We start from the raw sequence: 20,577 nt of genomic DNA on the forward strand, positions 1-20,577 counted from the left end.
GGGGAAGTGAAAATGAAATATTTAGTCATTAAGTGCGGCGGAAGTGTGTTAGAAAATCTGCCAAGGTCTTTTTATGAGGACGTTGTGAAGATGTATCATTCTGGTGAATGGGTACCGGTAATCGTGCACGGCGGTGGCCCTTTAATTAATCAGTTATTAAAAAACTTAAACGTTGAGACCACCTTTGTGAATGGTTTAAGAGTAACAAACCACGAGGTGTTGGATATTGTTGAAATGGTCTTAAGCGGCATGGTAAATAAACAAGTAGTAAGAAATATTGCTGAAGTTAATGGAAGAGCAATTGGAATAAGTGGTGTTGATGGCACCTTGTTGAAAGCAAAACCTAGTCATGATGCTGAAACTTTAGGTTTTGTCGGCGAAGTGGTCGAAGTGAATGAAAGTATCATTGCAGGCATTGTAAATCAAGGATATATTCCTGTCATTTCTCCAATTGGGGTTGATGCAGGCGGCCAGCACTACAACATTAATGGTGATATTGCTGCATCAGCAATCGCCAAAGCACTTGAAGCAAATTTATGCTTTATCAGTGATATCCCTGGGGTCTTAATCGAGAAAGATAGTGTGAAAACCAAACTTGATAGAGTATCAAAACAAATGATTGAAGAAATGATTACTAATCAAACAATCTACGGCGGTATGATTCCTAAAGTAACGGCAGCAATTGACGGGCTGGTTCATAACATACCAGAGGTTGGAATCATAAACGGCTTTGAAAAAAATAGCTTACTAGATTATACAAATGGAAAAAATGTTGGAACAAAAATAGTTCTAGAAGAGGTGATTGCATAATGGCTGCCAACAAAACTGTTTCACAAATCTCACCGGTAATGCCAACATACGCACGCTTCCCCATCACCCTTGTAAAGGGAAAAGGAAGTTATGTTTGGGACGATCAAGAAAACAAATACTTAGATTTCACTTCTGGGATTGCCACCTGTAACCTAGGGCATGTTCCCGATCCAGTGAAAGAAAAACTTGAAGAACAATTACAAAACCTATGGCACTGCTCAAACCTTTACCACATTCCAAACCAAGAGGAGCTTGCAGCATTGCTTACGGCGAACAGCTGCGGCGATCAAGTCTTTTTTTGTAACAGCGGGGCAGAAGCGAATGAAGCAGCCATTAAACTAGCAAGAAGATATGCTAACAATGTTAAGGGAAGTGGCTCAAACGAAGTTGTCACCTTTCAGCAATCATTCCATGGAAGAACATTAGCCACCTTAACCGCCACAGGCCAGGAAAAAATTCAACAGGGATTTTCTCCGCTCATGCCCGGATTCAGCTACCTGCCGTTTAATGACAATGGAGCACTTGATCAGCTTCAGACAATCAAACCTGCCGCGGTCCTGCTAGAGCTTGTCCAGGGCGAAGGAGGAGTGATTCCTGCCAACCCAGATTGGGTGAAAAAACTAGCCCAAATTTGTAAAGATAACGAAATTCTGCTAATGGTGGATGAAATTCAAACAGGCATCGGACGAACGGGTACACTTTTCGCCTACGAACAATATGGTATTGAACCGGATGTTATCAGCATCGCCAAAGGTCTTGGCTCAGGATTTCCAATCGGAGCCATTATTGCAAAAGAAGAAGCAGCAAAGGGGTTTGAGCCGGGCAGCCACGGCAGCACATTTGGCGGGAACCCATTTGCGACGGCGGCAGGGCTTGCGACCATTACACATATCCTTGAAAGTGACGTACTCAAACACGTTGTCGACATATCAGCGTATTTAGATCAACAACTTCAAATTCTAAAAGAAAAGTACCTTGTTATAAAAGAAATCCGTGGCACCGGGCTGCTAAAAGGGTTGGTTGTCGAGACCAGCGCCTTAGAAATTGTCCAAAAAGCGATAGCAAACAATCTGCTAATTTTATCTGCAGGCCCGAATGTGGTACGGATTTTGCCTCCGTTGACCGCCACAAAAGAAGAAGTGAATGAATTTGCCAACAAATTGGAAAGTGCTTTCCAAAGTATAGAGAAAGGCGCGTGAGTATTTTGGAGAATGGTTATCTTACTTTGGAAACGGGAGAAGTGTTTGAAGGCGTTCTAATCGGTGCAGAGAAGGATTCGCTCGGAGAAGTAGTTTTTAACACGAGCATGACGGGCTATCAAGAAATTATTACTGATCCATCATACGCCGGCCAAATCATTACTTTCTGCTATCCGATTATCGGAAGCTATGGAATTAATGCTATCGATGATGAAAGTATTTCACCAGCCTTATCAGGAGTGATCATTGGCGATTTATGTGAAACACCGAGCCACTATCAATCAATAAATAAATTCTCGGAAAAACTTAAACAGGCAGGGGTTCCTGGAATCGCAGGAGTTGATACGAGACTTCTCGTGAAAACCATTCGCAGTCGCGGTACTGTTAAAGGGTACTTAAGCTATAAGAAGAAAACAAACTTGCCAACAACAGGAAACCAGGCATTTTGGGTAGACAAAGTATCAACAAAAAAGACACAATTTTTCAAAAATAGCGGGCCACATATCGTTCTATATGATTTTGGCTATAAAAAGTCGATCCTAAATGCGCTATTAGAAGAAAATTGTGCGGTGACGATTGTGCCATACAATACTTCTTTTGAAAAAGTGAAAGCACTGAATCCCGATGGTGTCCTGTTAAGTAACGGACCTGGCGATCCCATGGAATTAAAACAGTGGTTCCCTGAGATTAAGAAAATAAGCCAGCAATTTCCAACACTAGGAATTTGCCTAGGACACCAGCTGATTGCCCTTGCCTATGGAGCTAAAACTACAAAGCTTGCATATGGCCATCGCGGCGGCAACCATCCGGTTAAGGAAATAAATACTGGCAAGGTTAAAATAACAGCACAAAATCACGGCTATGTCGTCGTTGATGAAAGCATTGATGAAAAAGTTTTTGATGTCACATACAGAAATGTAAATGACAAATCAATCGAGGGTCTGAAGCATCAAAACTTTCCTATCCAAACCGTACAATTTCATCCGGAAGCACATCCTGGGCCAAGTGATACCGAATATATTCTGAAAGATTTCGTAAAACAGTTAGCATCAATGGGAGAGACAGTATATGCCGCTAAATAAAAAACTAAAAAAAGTACTTGTTATTGGATCTGGTCCAATTGTGATCGGCCAGGCAGCAGAATTTGATTATGCCGGTACACAGGCATGTATTGCCCTTAAAGAGGAAGGGATAGAAGTTGTTTTAATCAATAATAACCCTGCGACAATCATGACAGATGAGGCGATTGCCGACAAGGTATATATCGAGCCATTAAACGTTGAAACAATTGAAAAAATCATTCAAAAAGAAAAGCCTGATGGGGTCATTGGTACCCTTGGTGGGCAAACAGGTTTGAATTTAACCGTTCAGCTGTATGAACAAGGCATATTAGAAAAATACAATGTAAAACTCCTTGGCACCTCCGTCGAATCAATCAAAAACGGGGAAGACCGTGAAAGGTTCCGTAACCTAATGCTGGAAATCGGGGAACCAATACCGGAATCAGCGATCATACACAGTTTTGCAGAAGGCGAAGCTTTTGTGAAAGAAATTGGCTTTCCGGTCATCATTCGTCCAGCCTATACCCTTGGGGGAGAAGGGGGCGGTTTTGCCTACAATGACGAAGAACTTGAAATCGTCCTTAAGAAAGGCTTAGCAGCAAGTCCCATCCAACAAGTGTTAGTCGAAAAAAGTATTAAAGGCTGGAAGGAAATTGAATATGAGGTCATGAGAGACGCAAATGATACGTGCATCATAGTCTGCAATATGGAAAACATGGATCCAGTCGGCGTTCATACAGGTGATTCCATCGTTGTCGCTCCATCGCAGACATTAACAGATGTTCAGTATCAAATGCTCCGTGACGTTTCGATAAAAGTAATCAGAGAGCTAAAAATTATTGGCGGATGTAATATCCAGTTCGCGCTGCATCCGGAATCCAATCAATATTACATCATTGAAGTGAATCCAAGGGTAAGTCGTTCGTCTGCACTTGCTTCGAAGGCTACTGGTTACCCGATTGCCCGTATGGCAGCAAAATGTGCGGTAGGATATCACCTCGATGAAATTGTGAACCCGATAACAGGTAATACCTTTGCTTCGTTTGAGCCAGCGATTGATTATATTGTGGTAAAACTGCCTCGATTCCCATTTGACAAGTTCCCTGAAGCAGATAGAACACTAGGGACACAAATGAAAGCAACTGGAGAGGTCATGGCAATCGACAGGACGTTTGAAGGGGCTTTAAATAAAGCAATCCGGTCAATGGAAATGAACGTGTATGGACTTTGCCGCGATACAAACCATTCATTAAGTGAAGAAGTCCTTTTTGAATTGCTTGAAATCGCCAATGATCAGCGTTTATTTGTTATTGCTGAAGCATTCCGCAGAGGTATCTCGCTTGAAAAAGTGCATCAGTTGACCGAGATTGACCCATGGTTTTTGCACAAAATTAGCTCAATCGTTGCGTTAGAAACAGAACTTGCCTCCTATGAATGGAGCAATGTTCCAACAGCGCTGCTGAAAGAAGCAAAACGAAATAATGTTGCAGATAAGCTTTTATCGCAAATTTTTAATATCCCAGAAAAACAAGTCAGAAATCAGTGGAAAGAATTTGACTGGAAACCGGGCTATAAGATGGTTGATACCTGTTCAGCAGAATTTGATGCGGTCACACCTTACTATTACTCAACATGGCACGGTGTAGATGAAGTAGAGCCAACAAATAAGAAAAAAATTCTGGTCATTGGGTCAGGACCGATTCGGATTGGCCAGGGAATTGAATTTGATTACTGCTCTGTCCACGCCGCAATGGCGATTAAGAAAAAAGGCTATGAGGCAGTTGTCATTAATAACAATCCGGAGACAGTCAGTACCGATTATTCCATTGCAGACAGTCTTTATTTCGAACCACTTGCTGCTGAAGATGTCCTCCATGTCATTGAAAAAGAACAAGTCGAGGGTGTATTGATCCAGTTCGGCGGGCAAACAGCGATTAATTTGGCCCATGCTTTAGAAGAAGAGGGTGTCAAGATTTTAGGAACTACCGTTGAAAATATTAATCTTCTTGAAGACAGAAAAGAATTTTATCAATTGCTGGAAGACTTAAGCATCCCGCATATCGAAGGAAAAACGGTATCGCATCCTGAAGAGCTAGTGGAAGCTGCAGCAAAACTAGGATACCCGGTTCTCGTACGCCCGTCGTACGTCATTGGCGGTCAGGCGATGTTTACAATTTTTTCAGAAGAGGAATTAGGGCAGTATATTTCCCAGCTTGAGAATAATTCATATGATGCGATGTGGCCGCTATTAGTAGATAAATTTTTACCAGGACTAGAATGTGAGATTGATGTTATTTGTGATGGAGACCAAATCGTAGTTCCGGGGATTTTTGAACATATTGAAAAAGCCGGTGTTCACTCTGGTGACAGCATATCGGTGTTCCCGCCCATCTCAATGTCTGAAGTGGTAAAAGAAACGATCATTCAGTATGCAGAGAAAATTGCTATATCGGCACCAGTTATCGGCATGATGAACATTCAATATGTGGTTTATGAAAATCAGGTTTTTGTGCTCGAAGTAAATCCGCGTTCATCAAGAACCGTGCCAATTATCAGTAAGGTAACAGGTATTCCGATGATTGATTGGGCAGTCAGTGCCCAATTAGGGGAGAAATTATCCGATTTATCGGAAGTTCAAGGTTTACTTCCTGAACCGGGTTATTATTCTGTAAAAGCCCCCATATTTTCATCCAGTAAGCTTAAGGGCGTTGACCATGTGCTAGGGCCGGAAATGAAATCAACTGGCGAAGCACTCGGAATGGGCGTAACGTTTCAAGCAGCTCTTGAAAAAGCACTCCCGGCTCTTGGGGGAAAAGCGGAAGAAAAGTATCTGTTTTGTTCTATTTCCGATCGGGAAAAAACAGCAAGTCTCCCAATCATTCGCGATCTTATCAACCAGGATTATCAGATTGCGGCAACAGAAGGCACTGCATTGTTTTTACGAAATAATGGAATATCGGTTGAACAGGTAGCTACGGACGATCAAGATGTCGGTGAACTTTTTCGAAAACAGCCAATAAAAGCAGTCATTAATATACCGAACCAAGGCCGACAAAAACAAAAGTTTGGTTTTCAAATTCGTGAGCATGCAGTTCGTTACAAAATACCTGTATTTACACATTTAGATACAATTGCAGCGACTAGTGGTTTACAAAATCAATCCAAGTCAGAGATTGAAGTCCTTACAGTATGTGAGTATTACGATTTGGAAAAAAGGGGTGCCGAACATGTTAGAAGCATATAAATTGAAAAAGCAAGAATTAAAGGGAAAGGATTTTTTACAGCTGTCGGATTTTACTACAGATGAAATCCTCTATCTGCTTGAAGCGGCTCAGGAGTTAAAGGCACTGCAGAAACAAGGTACACCCCAGCCGCACTTAAACGGGAAGGTATTGGGAATGATTTTTGAAAAATCTTCTACCCGTACAAGAGTATCTTTCGAGGTGGGAATGCTGCAGCTCGGAGGTCATGCGATTTTCCTAAGTTCGAAGGACATTCAGCTCGGAAGAGGAGAAAGCATTTCCGATACAGCGAAAGTGTTATCCCGTTATGTCGACGGCATCATGATTCGAACTTTTTCACATGAATCAGTAGAAGAATTAGCAGAGCACGCAACAGTCCCGGTAATAAATGGGCTAACGGACCTGCAGCATCCAACGCAGGTGCTGGCAGACTTGCTGACCATCTTAGAGCACAAAGGTAAATTGGCTGGTATAAAGCTTTGTTATATTGGTGATGGCAATAACAATATGGCCCATTCGCTAATGGAGGGCGCGGCTAAAGTGGGGATGAATATAAGCATTGCCAGCCCGGCTGGATATTTGCCAAATGGCAAAATAACAGAACAGGCCATTCAAGTGGGTAAGCTTACAGGAAGTACGGTTACGGTTATGAATGATCCGCTGGAAGCAGTGAAAGATGCCGATGTCGTGGTGACGGATGTTTGGACCAGCATGGGCCAGGAAGAAGAAACGGCATTAAGATTAGAGGCATTCCGAGGCTTCCAGGTTAATGAGGAATTGTGTAAGTATGCGAAGAAGGATTTTATTTTCTTACACTGTTTACCGGCTCATAGGGGCGAAGAGGTTACCGCGGAAATTATTGATGGACCTCATTCAGTTGTTTTTGATGAAGCAGAAAACCGCCTGCATGCACAAAAGTCAATTTTAAAACTTTTACTTGCATAATAGTTTCATTTTTTATAAGATTAATTGTATAATAATTCTATTGGTTGAATAAAAATTCATACATGACGCAAGGAGAATACAGATGACGAAGGAAAAAATTGTTTTAGCATACTCAGGCGGTTTGGATACTTCCGTATCAGTAAAGTGGATTCAAGAAAAATATGGATATGATGTGATTGCATTAGGTCTTGATGTTGGCGAAGGTAAGGATCTAGAGGCGATAAAAACAAAGGCACTGAATGTTGGTGCTGTTAAAGCATATATCGTAGATGCTAAGGAATTGTTAGCGAAGGAATATATTCTTCCAGCTTTGAAAGCTAATTGTTTATATGAAGGAAAGTACCCGCTATCATCGGCGCTTTCAAGACCGCTCATTTCAAAATTATTAGTAGAGGTTGCGGAAAAGGAGGGCGCTGCAGCTGTTGCCCACGGTTGTACCGGTAAAGGGAATGATCAGGTTCGATTCGAGGTTTCCATCCAAGCATTAAATCCAAGTTTAAAGGTGGTCGCTCCCGTTCGTGAATGGGGTATGACCCGTGATGAAGAAATTGCCTATGCCGAAGAAAACGGCATTCCAATCCCAGTTGATTTAGACAATCCATTCTCGATTGATGCTAACATCTGGGGGCGTGCTTGTGAAGCTGGCGTTCTTGAAGATCCATGGGCAGAGGCGCCGGAAGCAGCATTCGATTGGACGAATCCAATTGAATTAACACCGGATGCGGCAGAATACGTGGAAATTGAATTTGAACAAGGTGTCCCTGTTTCCTTAAATGGCGAGCAACTTCCATTAGTACAATTAATCGAAACATTGAACGAGCTTGGCGGCAAGCATGGGGTTGGCCGTATCGATCATATTGAGAATAGATTAGTCGGAATCAAGTCTCGTGAAGTGTATGAAAATCCAGCAGCATTAATTTTAATTAATGCACATAAAGAATTAGAATTTTTGACATTACCTCGCGAAGTTTCACAATTTAAGACGCAAGTTGAACAGCAGATGGCGAAGATTATCTATGAAGGTCTTTGGTATTCGCCGTTAAAATCCGCTCTAGATGCTTTTATTGATGAAACGCAAAAAACGGTTTCCGGTACAATCCGTGTCAAGCTTCATAAAGGAAATCATACGGTTGTAGGCCGTAAATCACCGCATAGCTTGTATAACGAGGAATTGGCAACATATGCAAAAGGCGACGCTTTTGATCATAATGCGGCGGTTGGTTTTATTAAGCTTTGGGGATTACCGACAAAAGTATATTCAGAGGTTAATAAGAAAGAATCGGTTCTTAAATAATATGGACATTGCCCTCGAAGGTGGAAATTCGGGGGCAAACTTCTATTGAATGTAAGGTATTTTGCGATTCGTCGATATACACTTAAAATTCGCTGATAAAAAAGAAAAATACCAAAAATAGCCCAGTTTGAAGGGAGAAACACACATGTCTAAGCTATGGGGCGGACGTTTTACGAAAGAAACAAATAAATTGGTTGAAGAATTCACAGCTTCTATCACTTTTGATCAAAAACTAGCAAAAGAGGATATTGCCGGCAGCCTTGCCCATGTTCAAATGTTAGGGGAATGCGGCATTATTCCAATGGATGATACTGAGAAAATTAAGGATGGTCTCCTATCCATAAAAGAGATGGTAGATAATCACGAGGTTGAATTTTCAGTAGCCGATGAAGATATTCATATGAATATTGAAAAATTATTAATTGAAAAAATAGGCCCTGTCGGCGGCAAGCTTCATACGGGACGCAGCCGAAATGATCAAGTGGCGACCGATATGCATCTATATTTACGAACAAAAACAACAGAACTAATAAAATTACTTGAGGATGTCCAGCAGGCATTGATCTCTCAAGCAAAAGTAAATGTAGAAACATTAATTCCTGGGTATACGCATTTACAGCGGGCCCAGCCGGTTTCGTTTGCCCATCATCTCATGGCCTATTTTTGGATGTTTGAACGTGATAAAGAAAGATTAATCGACTCGTTAAAACGAATTAATTGGCTTCCGCTGGGTTCAGGTGCCCTGGCAGGGACAACCTTCCCGATTGACCGTGAACGTGTGGCCGAGCTGCTCGGATTTGAAACTGTTTATCCCAACAGTATGGATGCGGTAAGTGACCGTGATTTTATTCTAGAATTTTTATCGATTGGTTCCATCATCATGACACATATTTCAAGACTTTCTGAGGAATTGGTCATTTGGTCAAGCCAGGAATTTCAGTTTGTGGAGTTGGATGATTCATTCTGCACAGGCTCAAGTATCATGCCACAAAAGAAAAACCCGGATGTACCGGAGCTGCTTAGAGGGAAAACAGGCCGTACTTATGGGAATTTAATCGGCTTATTGACCGTCTTAAAGGGCTTGCCACTCGCCTACAACAAGGATCTGCAAGAAGATAAGGAAGGTATGTTTGACACAGTGGAAACACTAGAAGGCTCCTTAAAGCTTTTGGCACCAATGATCGAAACGATGACGGTCAAGAAAGATGTGATGCGTAAGGCAATCAACAATGATTTTTCCAATGCAACAGATATTGCTGATTATTTGGTTAGAAAAGGCTTGCCGTTCCGTGAAGCCCATGAAGTAATTGGAAAAATAGTGTTGTATGCTATTCAAAACAACAAATTTTTATTGGATTTACGTTTTGAGGAATATCAAGAGTTCAGTGCATTATTTGGGGACGATATTTATCAGGTATTGGCTCCTGAGCATGTTGTGGCCGTGAGAAACAGCTTTGGCGGTACAGCTCCTGAACAGGTGATGAAACAAATTATCCTTGCTGAGGGGAAATTGGAAGAATAATGCTGAGCAAGGTTAATAAGAACCTATTGACATTACCAGAAGATTCAGCTAATATTCTTTTTATAACTTTGGAAATTTAAAGAAAAATTAAATAAAACTCTTATCCAGAGCGGCGGAGGGACTAGGCCCGATGAAGCCCGGCAACCATCAAGGTATTCCTTGAAAAGGTGCTAATTCCTGCAGGTTAATTTTAACCTGAAAGATAAGGGGAGGAATCTAGCCCTCTTCTTATGAAGAGGGCTTTTCCTGTATACAAAAAAATGAAAGGGGCGAATGACCATGGCTGTATTACAAGTGGCAATTCTAGGTTTTGGAACGGTTGGTGAAGGAGTTTATCGGACGATTCAATCTCATGCGGAGGTGTTAACAGCGGTATTAGGGAAAAAAGTGGAAGTGGCGGCTGTTCTGATAAAAAACAAGCAAAAGCCAAGAAATATTAGTGAGGAGGTTCTTGTTACTACAGAATTTGCAGAAATTCTCCGCCTTCCGCAGCTTGATATTGTTGTCGAAGCCATCGTCGACAGAGAACCGCCCTTTTCATTTTTGAAAAAGGCAATTGAACATGGCTGTCATGTTATTACCGCTAATAAGGAAATGTTTGCCCATCATGGAAAAGAGCTGTTGGAGCTAGCGAATGAAAATAATGTATCGGTTGGCTATGAAGCAACAGTCGCCGGTGGGATTCCGGTTATTCAAACACTAAGACAATTATTAAATATCAATCGTGTAAAACAAGTTCAAGGAATCCTGAATGGGACTTCGAATTTCATTCTGTCTGAAATGCGTGAGAAAAAGCAATCATTTGCACAGGCACTGAAATTAGCCCAAGTGAACGGGTTTGCCGAGGCTAATCCCACAAATGATGTCGAAGGGTTTGATGCTTTTTATAAAACCATGATTCTTAGCAGAATCGCCTTTGGAGATGAACCAAATTGGCATGAAGTGGAGCGGGAAGGGATTACAACCATCACAAGTGAAATGATTGAATCGGCAGAAAAAATAGGGTTAAAGTATAAACATATTGCCACTATTAGCAGATCGGGTGATCAAATTAAAGCGACAGTTAAACCGGCACTGATTGGAAGGGATCATCCTTTTTACCATGTGGAAGGGGTACAAAATGCTGTTAGTATTCAATCTGACATTGTTGGTGAAATCACGCTTCAAGGACCAGGTGCTGGGATGTTTCCAACGGCAAGTGCTGTCATCGAGGATTTGGTTTACGTGTGTAAAAACAATGCTGCTGCTCCCCGGTCAACGGCATTAACAATATAAAAATAAATCCCTCAGGAAAGAGCCTCTCATGCTCTTTTTTTGTTTTCTCCAAAACAAATTGCATCCGAAATCACCTAAACTAGGCTTAAGTTTAGTCAAAATCAAATGGTTATCATATTGTGTAAAAGCTCGACCAATGGGACTAGTTATTTGATGAAAACAAAAAATGAAGGGGTGCGTCATGTTAGAAAACAGCTTTACATGGTCAAAAAGCTTTAAAAATGAAAATACGCGAAAAAAGATGAAGCAATATCCCCCAATAAGTACCGATGCGGAAGTATCCCCAGTTAATAAGGACAATCACGATATTGAAGTTAGTATTATTATCCCATCACAAAATAAATATCCGCTTAATCTATTTACCCTCTATTCACTTGAACTCCAAACCTTTCATCCAGCAAGAATGGAGGTAATCTTTATTAATGATGCCTCTACAGATCAAACGGACGATCAACTAAAAGGGTATTCCCCGCAATACCATTTTAAATATATCCATAGTAAAGAAAAGTTGGGGAGGGCAAAGGTCAGGAATTTAGGTATTCGCTCTGCAAGAGGAAGCCTGCTGATTTTTCTTGATGCAGAAATGATGGTGGAACCCGATTTTGTTGCTAATCACTATAAGCATCACCAAACCAAGAATAACCTCATTTTGTCTGGGGTTATGCATTCCAAAGCACTTTATTCATGTGTTTTCCCGGCCTTCTCTGAGAAAAAAATAGATGAAATTACAGATTTAACCAAAAATAATAAGGAAATATATACGAGATTTCGTAACCGTAATGGCAATCTTGATCAACCATTCCCATTATTAAATAAAGACGATTTAACTCGTAACACCTATCGAGATCTTGCCTTTAATGCCTTCCCGTGGTTTCGGCAAATAATAAGAAATTACGGAAATGATTTAGAAGGCTTTGCGTTTCCATGGATGGCCTTTCTAACCGGGAATGTCTCGATCAAGAAGGAATTGATTGTCCAGGCTGGTGGGTTTGATGAAGAGTTTTATCACTATGGTTATGAAGACTGGGAATTAGGATACCGGTTATACAAAATGGGTGCGGAGTACATGGTCAGCGAACAATTAATTACCTACCATCAGGAGCATCCCGTTGGCGAAAGTAAATGGAAGGAAGCAGTTGGAAACTTTGGCCTGTTTACGATCAAACATCATGATGTTGATGTCCTCATCCTAGGACTTGAGCTTACCGGACTTACTGATCTCCTAACGATGAGTAAGATTTTACGAGAATATAAAGCACTTGGACAATCGAGCCCTGAACAGTTTAAAAAATTTCAAGAAAAATTTGTCCATATACTTGAAACCATCATCCTGATGCTCCAAGTCGATATCCGTCATTTCAATATCTTAGGTGCTTCAGGCTTTACTTCAGAGCAGCGGAAAGAACTCCTTACTGATACAAAAAGTCTAAGCGGCTATCCCAATTTAGCAAACTTTTTAAAGCAGGTTATAAATTCCTAATAGTTGAAGGAGTGAAAAATGTGGTTTCTATTATAACGTGTACGATAAGAGAAGAGAGCATCGATAATGTCTTCAGAAATTACCAACAACAAACCTGGCCAGATAAAGAATTGATCATTATCCTGAATAGGGATTCGATGGATATTGACCAATGGATCAAAAAGGCCCAAAATTATTCTAATGTCCGGGTATTTCAATTGCATGAAAAAGCAACACTGGGGGATTGCTTAAATTTTGGGGTAATGAACGCAGGATATGATATTATTGCGAAATTTGATGACGATGATTATTACGGTCCCGAATATATTGCAAGTTCAATCGAATCTTTTACTAATAAACAGGTTTCAATCGTTGGAAAAAGCTCTTACTATATTTATTTTAAAAATAAAAAAGCCTTGATTCATGTGAATGGTACAGAGAATTCTATGACAGATACGGTTGCAGGAGCAACGTTACTGTTTAGGAAAGACATTTTTCATTATGTTCGCTTTGAAAAGGTAAATCGTGCCGAGGATTACTGGTTTATTGATCAATCGAAAAAAGCAGGCTTTCACGTTTATTCTACAGACCCACGACATTTTGCCGTTATTCGTAATGACTCAGACAAACATACGTGGAAGATTTCCGATGAAGATTTAATGGAGTGGGGTGATTTAGTCGGCTATACAGAAAATTTCGAGTCCATTGTATCAAATAGGAAGTAATTCTAATCAAGTGGAAGCAGGCCAAACCTGCTTCCACTTTTCTTTAGAGAGGATTACTTGCCTTTTCGGGCGCGCTGGTTAGCCGCATTCGCGCGGGCTTGTGCTTCCAAGTCCGCGTTATCTGCTAATTCTTGTGAATACTCTACATCCATTCCATCAGATTTCATGCTTTTCGGCACTTGTGGAAGTGATGCTTTATTTTTATCGCGACTTCTTTGTCCTCGTGACCGACCCATTAGAAAAACCCCTTTCATGTGTAAACATAATAAGGAGCCGGAATCGCTCCTCATTACTAGCTTTTACAGGTAGGAAGAGGTTCATTAGTGGAAAAATCTTTAAGCGAATTAAAGCTTTGTTTTTCTGTCATGATAACCGCCAGCACGGTCAGCCATTTTAAATTCCCTTTGATAGGATACTTCCTGCATGCTCGAAAGCGTATACTTGCCTCTATCCCTATCCTTTTTCTTCTTTTCTGCCATTTTGCTCATTCCTTTCAACAATTAATAGTCAATCGTCATCAAGCGAAGTAGAAAAAAACTCATTTCCATTTTTACCTATTCGAAAAGGAATGATACTAATTTGTGGAAAATATATTTATTTACATCGAACTAGCAATGTAAATTATGATAAAGTAATGCTGAGGTGAAGGAATTGGCCATTATAACAAAGATCACCACGCAGCAGAAAAATAAAGATCGTTTTAATGTGTTCATGGATTATGGCAAAGGCGAAGAATTTGCATTTAGTGTTGATAGTGATGTATTCATCAAACATCAATTAAAAAAGGGAATGGAGCTTGATGATTTTTCACTCTTAGAAATTCAATACCAAGATGACATTCGCAAGGCCTACAACCTAGCCGTAAATTATTTGGCAAGAAGAATGAGAGCGGAAAAAGAGATTAAGGATTACCTTCTAAAAAAGGAAATAGACGAACCAATCATAAAAGAAGTCATACATAGGTTGACCGCTCAAAAATACATCAATGATGAGGAATTTGCGTTAGCCTTCGTAAGGACACTAGCGAATACAACTGATAAAGGCCCTAATGTCATCAAAATGGAATTAAGGGAAAAGGGAATGGAAGAGAAGATTCTCCAACGCGCCCTAGAAGAATTTCCCTTAGAGCAGCAGATTGAAAAAGCAACGAAGCTAAGCAAAAAGCTACTTCAAAAGTATGCAAAGGAATCACCTAAAATTCAAAAACAAAAGCTTGAGAATGTCTTGATTAGAAAAGGGTATTCTTTTGAGGTAATAGCTATGGTTATCAGTGAAATAGAAATGCCTAAAGAGGCTGATGAAGAGATGAATGCCATCAGACATCAAGGTGAAAAGGCGCATCGGAAATTTTCCCAATTAGTTGGGTATGAGTATCAGCAAAAGATGAAACAGGTTTTATATAGAAAAGGTTTTTCACTCGATCTAATTGAAAGGTTTCTTGCTGAATTAGAAAACTCATGACAATAAACGTCATGAGTTTTTCCTCTCGATTACAATTGAATCTTGATCCAACTGGCCCATAATGATTTCGGCAATTTCCTTGGCAGATCTTAGGGAGGATTTGTCTTTTATATGGTCGCTTTCGTCCCAGAAAGGGGTATTCATACCGCCCATATAAACAGCGTTAAACTTAATTCCGCTGCCTTCATATTCTTTTTGCAGGCTTTCTGTAAAGCCCCTAATCGCAAACTTGCTAGCAACATACACAGCCTCATTCACTTTGCCCCTTAAACCGGCAGTGGAGACAATATTGATAATTTGCCCGGCATTATTGTGTTGCAGGACAGGAAGGACTGCCTTTGTCATCAAAATAGTCCCAAAGATATTTGTATCAATCATTTGGCTGATTTGCTGTTCAGTTATTTCCGTAAATGCGCCAAAATGCCCAATCCCAGCGTTATTGACCAAACCGAAAATCGTGTATCTACTGCTTAATTCTTTCACTTTGCTTCCAATATCCTCATTGTTCCGGATATCTAATTGGAGAATATCTGCCTTTCCACCCATCGTTTCAATTTCCTTTTTTACCTTTGATAATTTCTCCAAAGTTCTTCCAGTTAATAAAAGGTGATAGCCCTTTTGTGAAAAAAGAATGGCTAATTCCTTTCCTAACCCTGAACCAGCTCCAGTTATAATAATTGTCTTCATTAATAGGCTCCTTTCAAAGTTATACCTTTATTAATTGTACAAATATTACTATACTAAAATAAAAGGATAAATGGGAGTGAAAGTGATGCAACAGGAGAAACGCTACAGTGCAATGTCAGAACATGAATTAAGGCAAGAAATTGCAAGCATACAAGAAAAGGCTAGAAAAGCAGAGCAATTGGGAATGGTCAATGAGTTTGCTGTTCTTGAAAGAAAAGTGCAAATGGCCAGGGCGTATTTAATGAATCCTGATTCTTTTAAACCCGGTGAGATTTATGAAATTGAAGGGGATCCTGGCCAATATTTTAAAATTGATTATATGAATGGCGTTTTTGCATGGGGCTACAGGCTTAAAGGTGATGGAAAAGAAGAAGCACTACCGATTTCTTTACTAAAGTGGTTAAAATAAATGAAAAGCCAGAGAACTCAATCTCTGGCTTTTCATTTTTAATATTGCGGTGATTCGTCATCTCTCTCCCCAGAAGCGCGCATTCGCTTCTGTGGATGGGTATTAATCGTACCATTTGCTCTCTTTGAAGCATATTCTGCTTTTGCTCGTGGCTCTCCCTCAAGCTTATTATTATTTTGATTAGGGAATCCTGTTTCTTTATTTCTCATGCTGGTACCTCCATTTAGGGAATGAGAAACACGTGAAAAGCAAAGCATCCGCGGGTGCTTACCACGTACTGTTAGTATTCACGCTTTGAAGGAAGCTTATTTTAAAAGAAAATGGAAAAAACGATGACCATAGTCAAAGCTTTTTAGCTTGGTATTATACTCAACTTCTTCCGTAATTTCTTTTCACTAAATACCCAGCCCGTATATGAACTGATTCGATTTAAGTCCCTGTCTAATTGAACAACCGCCACAAAGGGGTAGTGGCCATTACTCCGGTAGCGTAAATCAATAAAACGAACTTCGTAAAAATCATTGTACTCATCAACTTCCCAGCGATATACAGGGGAAAATGATAAAAACGCTGAAAGATTCTTATCCTTTTTGGCTGCTTCGATAACAGGTGTATGAGGGACAGGTATACGGTTAAAGCGGTCAAGAATGTCCACTTGATCCTTAACAGCTTTCCCGACAAAAAATTGCTGGTTATTCATGGCCGCAATTCGCCATTGATGATATCTCATGGTTGGTGCAATAATGATTTCTGTGGCGTCAGGGATAATGGCTCTTACCCCAACCAAAACTCGTTTCTTTGCTTGATACCGCCTGATATAGTAGGTAAAGATGACGGCATACATTAATAAAAAGGTAATGCCCGGATTTGCCCCTAAAATCCAAATAAATATCCCTATAACATGAATGCCGAAAATAATCGGATCAAAGGTGTTTATGACGCCGAGCGCTACCCATTTTGTAGAAAAAGGTCTCAGCGCTTGCGTGCCATAGGCATTAAAAATATCAACAAATACATGGATGAACACAGCTGCGAACGTCCATGCCCATAAATGCAATAAATTGGCTGATGTAAAGAAAGGGTAAATGACAGCTACAATGAGGAGCGGCCATAATAACACTGCAGGTATGGAATGTGTCACTCCACGATGATTCCGAATGTAAATGGCATTATTTCTTAGTTTTAACACTGTATCGATATCTGGTATTTGTGAACCTGCAATCGTGGCAATTAACACACTGGTTGCAGTAGCGTGGCTGGCGGCGACGGATGGATCCAAGGTTGCAAGCCCACCCAGGGCAATCCCCATTACAACATGTGTTCCAGTATCCAAAAGGAAAATCCTCCTTTAATAAATTTCTTGTCAAAAGAAATAAATTAGCTTATCGTAAAACGAAAATGTCTTATTATTATACCCTTTTTAACAATTTGGAGGCACTAATTATATGTTAATTGGACACGAAATTTTCAAAAATATCAATATAAATGCTTTTCAAAATGATTTAATAGCCTGGTTTAAAAATGAACAGCGTGACTTGCCTTGGCGCATAGACCAAGATCCATATAAGGTATGGGTTTCAGAAATTATGTTGCAGCAAACAAGAGTCGACACCGTCATCCCGTATTTTAATCGTTTTATTGAATGGTTTCCTACAATTGATGATTTGGCTGAAGCGGACGAAGATAAAGTGCTTAAAGCTTGGGAAGGGCTCGGATATTATTCAAGAGTGCGAAACCTGCAATCTGCGGTTAAGGAAGTAAAAGAAAAATATAACGGAGAGGTGCCAAATACACCAAAGGAAATCGCAGAACTTAAAGGGGTAGGGCCCTATACAGCAGGTGCGATTCTAAGTATTGCCTACGGAATCCCAGAGCCTGCAGTTGATGGAAATGTGATGAGGGTCTTATCACGAATTCTCTCCATTTGGGATGACATTGCTAAACCCTCATCCCGAAAGATCTTTGAACAAGTCGTGCGGGGATTAATTTCCCATGAGGACCCATCCGCATTTAATCAGGCGTTAATGGAATTAGGGGCGTTGGTTTGTACTCCGACATCTCCTTCCTGTTTATTATGTCCGGTCCGCGAACATTGCCAGGCCTTCTTTGCAGGGGTCCAAAATGAGCTGCCGGTAAAAACGAAAAAAACGAAGACGCGTGATGTCCAACTGGCCTCAGCAATCATTACGGATACATCCGGTAAATTTTTAATTCATAAGCGCCCTAAAAATGGGCTGCTTGCGAATTTATGGGAATTCCCAACAATCGAGCTCCATCATCCCATGCTAAACGATCGGGAGCATATAGTTACCCGTTTTAACGAAACCCTTGATTTGGATATCAAGCTTGAGCAAATCATTGGTCAAATTGACCATGTATTTTCCCATTTAGTTTGGAATTTGAAAGTATACACTGGGACCATTACTTCTGAATTTACGGAAACCGACGAATGGAAGCTGGCTTCCTTTGAAGAAATGAAAGAATATGCCTTCCCGGTTCCATATCAAAAAATGTTTAAACTGTATCAAAGTTTGTAAGAGAAGAGACCGTCCTAACGCGCGGTCTCTCTTCATTCACATTTTAATCCCGCCGCGGCTTTCAATTTCTTCAATGATTTCTCGATGAATGGTCTGCCCTTCACTGTTTAAATAGGGGGCAATTTGCTGCAAGGAATGATGAAAAAAGGCAAGCTCCGAATCCTCCCAATCAGATTTCCCCATCATCGAAAGCTCAGTCATATCTCGTCCATCATACATAGCCTACATCTTCCTCCCAAATGATTAATTTGCCCTTAGTGTCTTTTATAAATTGTCTTCTATACCTAGAAAAGATAAAATAGTAACAAAACTGTACATGAAGAAGGGAATAGAGAAAATGACACAAAAAGTAGCATTAATAACAGGCAGCAGCAGAGGAATTGGCAAGGCAACCGCACTTAGGTTAGCAGAAGCCGGATATGATATCGTGATTAATTATGCGAGAAGTAAAAAATCTGCTCTAGAAGTGGCTGAACAAATTGAAGCACTGGGTCGAAAGGTATTAATTGTTAAAGCCAATGTGGGAGATGTGGCTAAAATTAGAGATATGTTTGCTCAAATCGACCAGGAATACGGTCGTTTAGATATATTTGTCAATAATGCCGCATCAGGTGTGCAGCGACCTATCATGGAACTGGAAGAGTCACACTGGGACTGGACTTTAAATATTAATAGTAAAGCCTTGTTATTCTGTGCTCAAGAAGCGGCAAAATTGATGGAAAGAAATGGCGGCGGGAAAATTGTCAGCATCAGTTCGCTTGGATCCATTCGCTATTTAGAAAATTACACAGTAGTTGGTGTATCAAAAGCAGCCCTTGAGGCATTAACAAGATATTTAGCGGTTGAATTGGCATCGAAAAATATTATTGTTAATGCTGTTTCCGGCGGCGCAGTGGATACAGAAGCATTGAAGCATTTCCCTAATCGAGAAGAACTTCTTCAAGAAGCGAAAGAAAAAACCCCAGCAGGAAGAATGGTAGAAATTGATGATATGGTGAATAGCATCATGTTCCTTTTATCCGATGAATCAAGTATGATTAGAGGGCAGACCATTATTGTTGATGGCGGAATTTCATTACTCGTATAAGTTATTTCTAAATAGTAATTTTAATGGATAATCTCCACGATGCATGGATACATTATATTCGTGGAGGTGATAACCATGGCAAAATTCAATCAACAGCCAAACAAAACTTCAGCTGGAACAAATATCCAGGAAGTAAGACAACAAAATGCGGGATCTGCTGGTGCAGGCTCTGCAGGTCAATTTGGTACTGAATTCGCAAGTGAAACAAATGCTGCAGAAGTAAGAAAGCAAAATGCTCAATCTGCACAAGGCGGTTCACAAGGTCAGTTCGGAACTGAATTTGGCAGTGAAACAAATGCACAAGAAGTAAGAAAGCAAAACCAAGCTGCTGAAGCTCGTAAAAACCAAAACGCAGGTCAATTTGGACAAGAATAAATATACTTAATCACTAGGGAGGCGCTCTTTTTCGTTAAAGAGTGCCTTCTTCCTGTAATGCAGGGCGCTTCCGCTTTTCGATTTTCGACAAAACTTCCTCCCTTTTTACATAAGTAGTCAAAGGAAATCAGCAGTTGGAAAAGAATACATAGTATAGCTTAAAAAAATAAGGCGGTGAGGGAAATGGATCAGTTTAACCGATTGGTTTCCGAACAAATGGCGACAATGGAAAAATTACTATACCTTCAAACAGAACTCGAGCGTTGCCAACAAATTGAAGAAGAGCTTCAAACCTTAGAGAATGCCACAGACCTCGATAGTATTCAAAAGGATATTCTCTTGATGAAAAAAGAGCTGAAAGAGATTCAACACATTTTTGAGAAGCAAACAGAAGAGGTTATTAATTCCTATCGAGAAACAAACTTAACCACGTCTATCTAATTTTTAGAAAGAAAATCAGGCACTTTAGCCGTGTTCTGCCCCATTTCC

General features: G+C 40.3%; 22 protein-coding genes and 1 riboswitch. Of the genes, 16 read left to right on the forward strand and 6 right to left on the reverse strand.

Annotated elements, in window-relative coordinates; genetic code table 11:
- Positions 1 to 12 precede the first annotated feature (12 nt).
- The 10 genes from argB to RCG19_RS14945 all read left to right on the forward strand — a co-directional run bounded on the left by argB (position 13) and on the right by RCG19_RS14945 (position 13,532).
- A complete protein-coding gene (argB, locus tag RCG19_RS14900) occupies positions 13 to 810 on the forward strand; it encodes an acetylglutamate kinase (protein WP_308107782.1) in 798 nt (265 codons plus the stop codon).
- Positions 810 to 2,009: an acetylornithine transaminase gene (locus RCG19_RS14905; protein WP_308107783.1), complete on the forward strand. Its 1,200-nt coding sequence runs from the start codon at positions 810 to 812 to the stop codon at positions 2,007 to 2,009. The genes argB and RCG19_RS14905 overlap by 1 nt, the downstream gene beginning before the upstream one ends.
- Positions 2,010 to 2,014: 5 nt before the next feature.
- Entirely contained in the window at positions 2,015 to 3,091 is a 1,077-nt protein-coding gene (locus RCG19_RS14910) for a carbamoyl phosphate synthase small subunit (protein ID WP_308111003.1), read from the forward strand.
- Positions 3,078 to 6,314 (forward strand): carbamoyl-phosphate synthase (glutamine-hydrolyzing) large subunit, encoded by a 3,237-nt coding sequence (gene carB / locus RCG19_RS14915; protein ID WP_308107784.1) that lies wholly within the window; start codon positions 3,078 to 3,080, stop codon positions 6,312 to 6,314. The genes RCG19_RS14910 and carB overlap by 14 nt, the downstream gene beginning before the upstream one ends.
- On the forward strand, positions 6,298 to 7,257 hold the full coding sequence (gene argF, locus RCG19_RS14920; RefSeq protein ID WP_308107785.1) for an ornithine carbamoyltransferase: 960 nt from the start codon (positions 6,298 to 6,300) through the stop codon (positions 7,255 to 7,257). Before carB ends, argF begins: the two co-directional genes overlap by 17 nt.
- Positions 7,258 to 7,339: 82 nt before the next feature.
- Entirely contained in the window at positions 7,340 to 8,551 is a 1,212-nt protein-coding gene (locus RCG19_RS14925; protein WP_166244819.1) for an argininosuccinate synthase, read from the forward strand.
- A gap of 145 nt (positions 8,552 to 8,696) precedes the next feature.
- Complete coding sequence (gene argH / locus RCG19_RS14930; protein WP_308107787.1) at positions 8,697 to 10,073, forward strand: argininosuccinate lyase; 1,377 nt, start codon at positions 8,697 to 8,699, stop codon at positions 10,071 to 10,073.
- Positions 10,074 to 10,170: 97 nt separating this feature from the next.
- A riboswitch (SAM riboswitch) is annotated at positions 10,171 to 10,282 on the forward strand.
- A gap of 70 nt (positions 10,283 to 10,352) precedes the next feature.
- Positions 10,353 to 11,348 (forward strand): homoserine dehydrogenase, encoded by a 996-nt coding sequence (locus tag RCG19_RS14935; RefSeq protein WP_308107788.1) that lies wholly within the window; start codon positions 10,353 to 10,355, stop codon positions 11,346 to 11,348.
- A gap of 181 nt (positions 11,349 to 11,529) precedes the next feature.
- On the forward strand, positions 11,530 to 12,828 hold the full coding sequence (locus RCG19_RS14940) for a glycosyltransferase family 2 protein (RefSeq protein WP_308107789.1): 1,299 nt from the start codon (positions 11,530 to 11,532) through the stop codon (positions 12,826 to 12,828).
- A 20-nt stretch (positions 12,829 to 12,848) separates the two neighbouring features.
- On the forward strand, positions 12,849 to 13,532 hold the full coding sequence (locus tag RCG19_RS14945; protein ID WP_308107790.1) for a glycosyltransferase family 2 protein: 684 nt from the start codon (positions 12,849 to 12,851) through the stop codon (positions 13,530 to 13,532).
- A 53-nt stretch (positions 13,533 to 13,585) separates the two neighbouring features.
- Here the strand turns inward: RCG19_RS14945 and RCG19_RS14950 are convergent, their stop codons facing one another.
- Both RCG19_RS14950 and RCG19_RS14955 read right to left on the reverse strand, forming a co-directional pair.
- On the reverse strand, positions 13,586 to 13,768 hold the full coding sequence (locus RCG19_RS14950) for a YfhD family protein (protein WP_166244825.1): 183 nt from the start codon (positions 13,766 to 13,768) through the stop codon (positions 13,586 to 13,588).
- A gap of 108 nt (positions 13,769 to 13,876) precedes the next feature.
- Positions 13,877 to 14,011 (reverse strand): YfhE family protein, encoded by a 135-nt coding sequence (locus tag RCG19_RS14955; RefSeq protein WP_166244826.1) that lies wholly within the window; start codon positions 14,009 to 14,011, stop codon positions 13,877 to 13,879.
- 172 nt (positions 14,012 to 14,183) lie between these two features.
- Here RCG19_RS14955 and recX point away from each other — a divergent pair, with 172 nt between their 5' ends.
- Entirely contained in the window at positions 14,184 to 14,993 is an 810-nt protein-coding gene (gene recX, locus RCG19_RS14960; RefSeq protein WP_308107792.1) for a recombination regulator RecX, read from the forward strand.
- Positions 14,994 to 15,002: 9 nt separating this feature from the next.
- Here recX and RCG19_RS14965 read toward each other — a convergent pair whose 3' ends face one another.
- Positions 15,003 to 15,680 carry an SDR family NAD(P)-dependent oxidoreductase gene (locus RCG19_RS14965; protein WP_308107793.1) on the reverse strand — a complete coding sequence of 226 codons (678 nt, stop codon included), beginning with the start codon at positions 15,678 to 15,680 and terminating at the stop codon, positions 15,003 to 15,005.
- 85 nt (positions 15,681 to 15,765) lie between these two features.
- Here RCG19_RS14965 and RCG19_RS14970 point away from each other — a divergent pair, with 85 nt between their 5' ends.
- A complete protein-coding gene (locus RCG19_RS14970; RefSeq protein WP_166244866.1) occupies positions 15,766 to 16,089 on the forward strand; it encodes a YfhH family protein in 324 nt (107 codons plus the stop codon).
- 38 nt (positions 16,090 to 16,127) lie between these two features.
- Here RCG19_RS14970 and RCG19_RS14975 read toward each other — a convergent pair whose 3' ends face one another.
- Both RCG19_RS14975 and RCG19_RS14980 read right to left on the reverse strand, forming a co-directional pair.
- Complete coding sequence (locus RCG19_RS14975; protein WP_308107794.1) at positions 16,128 to 16,298, reverse strand: small, acid-soluble spore protein K; 171 nt, start codon at positions 16,296 to 16,298, stop codon at positions 16,128 to 16,130.
- Positions 16,299 to 16,441: 143 nt separating this feature from the next.
- Entirely contained in the window at positions 16,442 to 17,422 is a 981-nt protein-coding gene (locus RCG19_RS14980) for a metal-dependent hydrolase (protein ID WP_308107795.1), read from the reverse strand.
- Between the two features lie 112 nt (positions 17,423 to 17,534).
- Between RCG19_RS14980 and mutY the strand changes: the two genes are divergently transcribed.
- A complete protein-coding gene (gene mutY, locus RCG19_RS14985) occupies positions 17,535 to 18,626 on the forward strand; it encodes an A/G-specific adenine glycosylase (protein WP_308107796.1) in 1,092 nt (363 codons plus the stop codon).
- Between the two features lie 36 nt (positions 18,627 to 18,662).
- On the opposite strand, the gene RCG19_RS14990 is transcribed toward mutY, so the two are convergent.
- Positions 18,663 to 18,845, reverse strand: coding sequence for a hypothetical protein (locus RCG19_RS14990; RefSeq protein WP_308107797.1), 183 nt, complete (start codon positions 18,843 to 18,845; stop codon positions 18,663 to 18,665).
- 118 nt (positions 18,846 to 18,963) lie between these two features.
- On the opposite strand from RCG19_RS14990, the gene fabL reads away from it, so the two are divergent.
- The 3 genes from fabL (at position 18,964) to RCG19_RS15005 (ending at position 20,529) form a co-directional block, all read left to right on the forward strand.
- Complete coding sequence (fabL, locus tag RCG19_RS14995; protein WP_166244833.1) at positions 18,964 to 19,713, forward strand: enoyl-[acyl-carrier-protein] reductase FabL; 750 nt, start codon at positions 18,964 to 18,966, stop codon at positions 19,711 to 19,713.
- A gap of 75 nt (positions 19,714 to 19,788) precedes the next feature.
- Complete coding sequence (locus RCG19_RS15000; protein ID WP_166244835.1) at positions 19,789 to 20,088, forward strand: gamma-type small acid-soluble spore protein; 300 nt, start codon at positions 19,789 to 19,791, stop codon at positions 20,086 to 20,088.
- 183 nt (positions 20,089 to 20,271) lie between these two features.
- Positions 20,272 to 20,529 carry a YgaB family protein gene (locus RCG19_RS15005; protein WP_308107798.1) on the forward strand — a complete coding sequence of 86 codons (258 nt, stop codon included), beginning with the start codon at positions 20,272 to 20,274 and terminating at the stop codon, positions 20,527 to 20,529.
- The last annotated feature ends 48 nt before the right edge of the window (positions 20,530 to 20,577 follow it).

The organism is Neobacillus sp. OS1-2 (assembly GCF_030915505.1).
Lineage (GTDB): Bacteria > Bacillota > Bacilli > Bacillales > Cytobacillaceae > Neobacillus.

Bases quoted from the DNA above. Each gene is read 5' to 3' on its own strand.
- argB (WP_308107782.1), top strand. From the start codon at position 13: ATGAAATATTTAGTCATTAAGTGCGGCGGAAGTGTGTTAGAAAATCTG.
- RCG19_RS14905 (WP_308107783.1), top strand. From the start codon at position 810: ATGGCTGCCAACAAAACTGTTTCACAAATCTCACCGGTAATGCCAACA.
- carB (WP_308107784.1), top strand. From the start codon at position 3,078: ATGCCGCTAAATAAAAAACTAAAAAAAGTACTTGTTATTGGATCTGGT.
- argF (WP_308107785.1), top strand. From the start codon at position 6,298: ATGTTAGAAGCATATAAATTGAAAAAGCAAGAATTAAAGGGAAAGGAT.
- RCG19_RS14925 (WP_166244819.1), top strand. From the start codon at position 7,340: ATGACGAAGGAAAAAATTGTTTTAGCATACTCAGGCGGTTTGGATACT.
- argH (WP_308107787.1), top strand. From the start codon at position 8,697: ATGTCTAAGCTATGGGGCGGACGTTTTACGAAAGAAACAAATAAATTG.
- RCG19_RS14935 (WP_308107788.1), top strand. From the start codon at position 10,353: ATGGCTGTATTACAAGTGGCAATTCTAGGTTTTGGAACGGTTGGTGAA.
- RCG19_RS14940 (WP_308107789.1), top strand. From the start codon at position 11,530: ATGTTAGAAAACAGCTTTACATGGTCAAAAAGCTTTAAAAATGAAAAT.
- RCG19_RS14950 (WP_166244825.1), bottom strand. From the start codon at position 13,768: ATGGGTCGGTCACGAGGACAAAGAAGTCGCGATAAAAATAAAGCATCA.
- RCG19_RS14955 (WP_166244826.1), bottom strand. From the start codon at position 14,011: ATGGCAGAAAAGAAGAAAAAGGATAGGGATAGAGGCAAGTATACGCTT.
- RCG19_RS14965 (WP_308107793.1), bottom strand. From the start codon at position 15,680: ATGAAGACAATTATTATAACTGGAGCTGGTTCAGGGTTAGGAAAGGAA.
- RCG19_RS14970 (WP_166244866.1), top strand. From the start codon at position 15,766: ATGCAACAGGAGAAACGCTACAGTGCAATGTCAGAACATGAATTAAGG.
- RCG19_RS14975 (WP_308107794.1), bottom strand. From the start codon at position 16,298: ATGAGAAATAAAGAAACAGGATTCCCTAATCAAAATAATAATAAGCTT.
- mutY (WP_308107796.1), top strand. From the start codon at position 17,535: ATGTTAATTGGACACGAAATTTTCAAAAATATCAATATAAATGCTTTT.
- RCG19_RS14990 (WP_308107797.1), bottom strand. From the start codon at position 18,845: ATGTATGATGGACGAGATATGACTGAGCTTTCGATGATGGGGAAATCT.
- fabL (WP_166244833.1), top strand. From the start codon at position 18,964: ATGACACAAAAAGTAGCATTAATAACAGGCAGCAGCAGAGGAATTGGC.
- RCG19_RS15000 (WP_166244835.1), top strand. From the start codon at position 19,789: ATGGCAAAATTCAATCAACAGCCAAACAAAACTTCAGCTGGAACAAAT.
- RCG19_RS15005 (WP_308107798.1), top strand. From the start codon at position 20,272: ATGGATCAGTTTAACCGATTGGTTTCCGAACAAATGGCGACAATGGAA.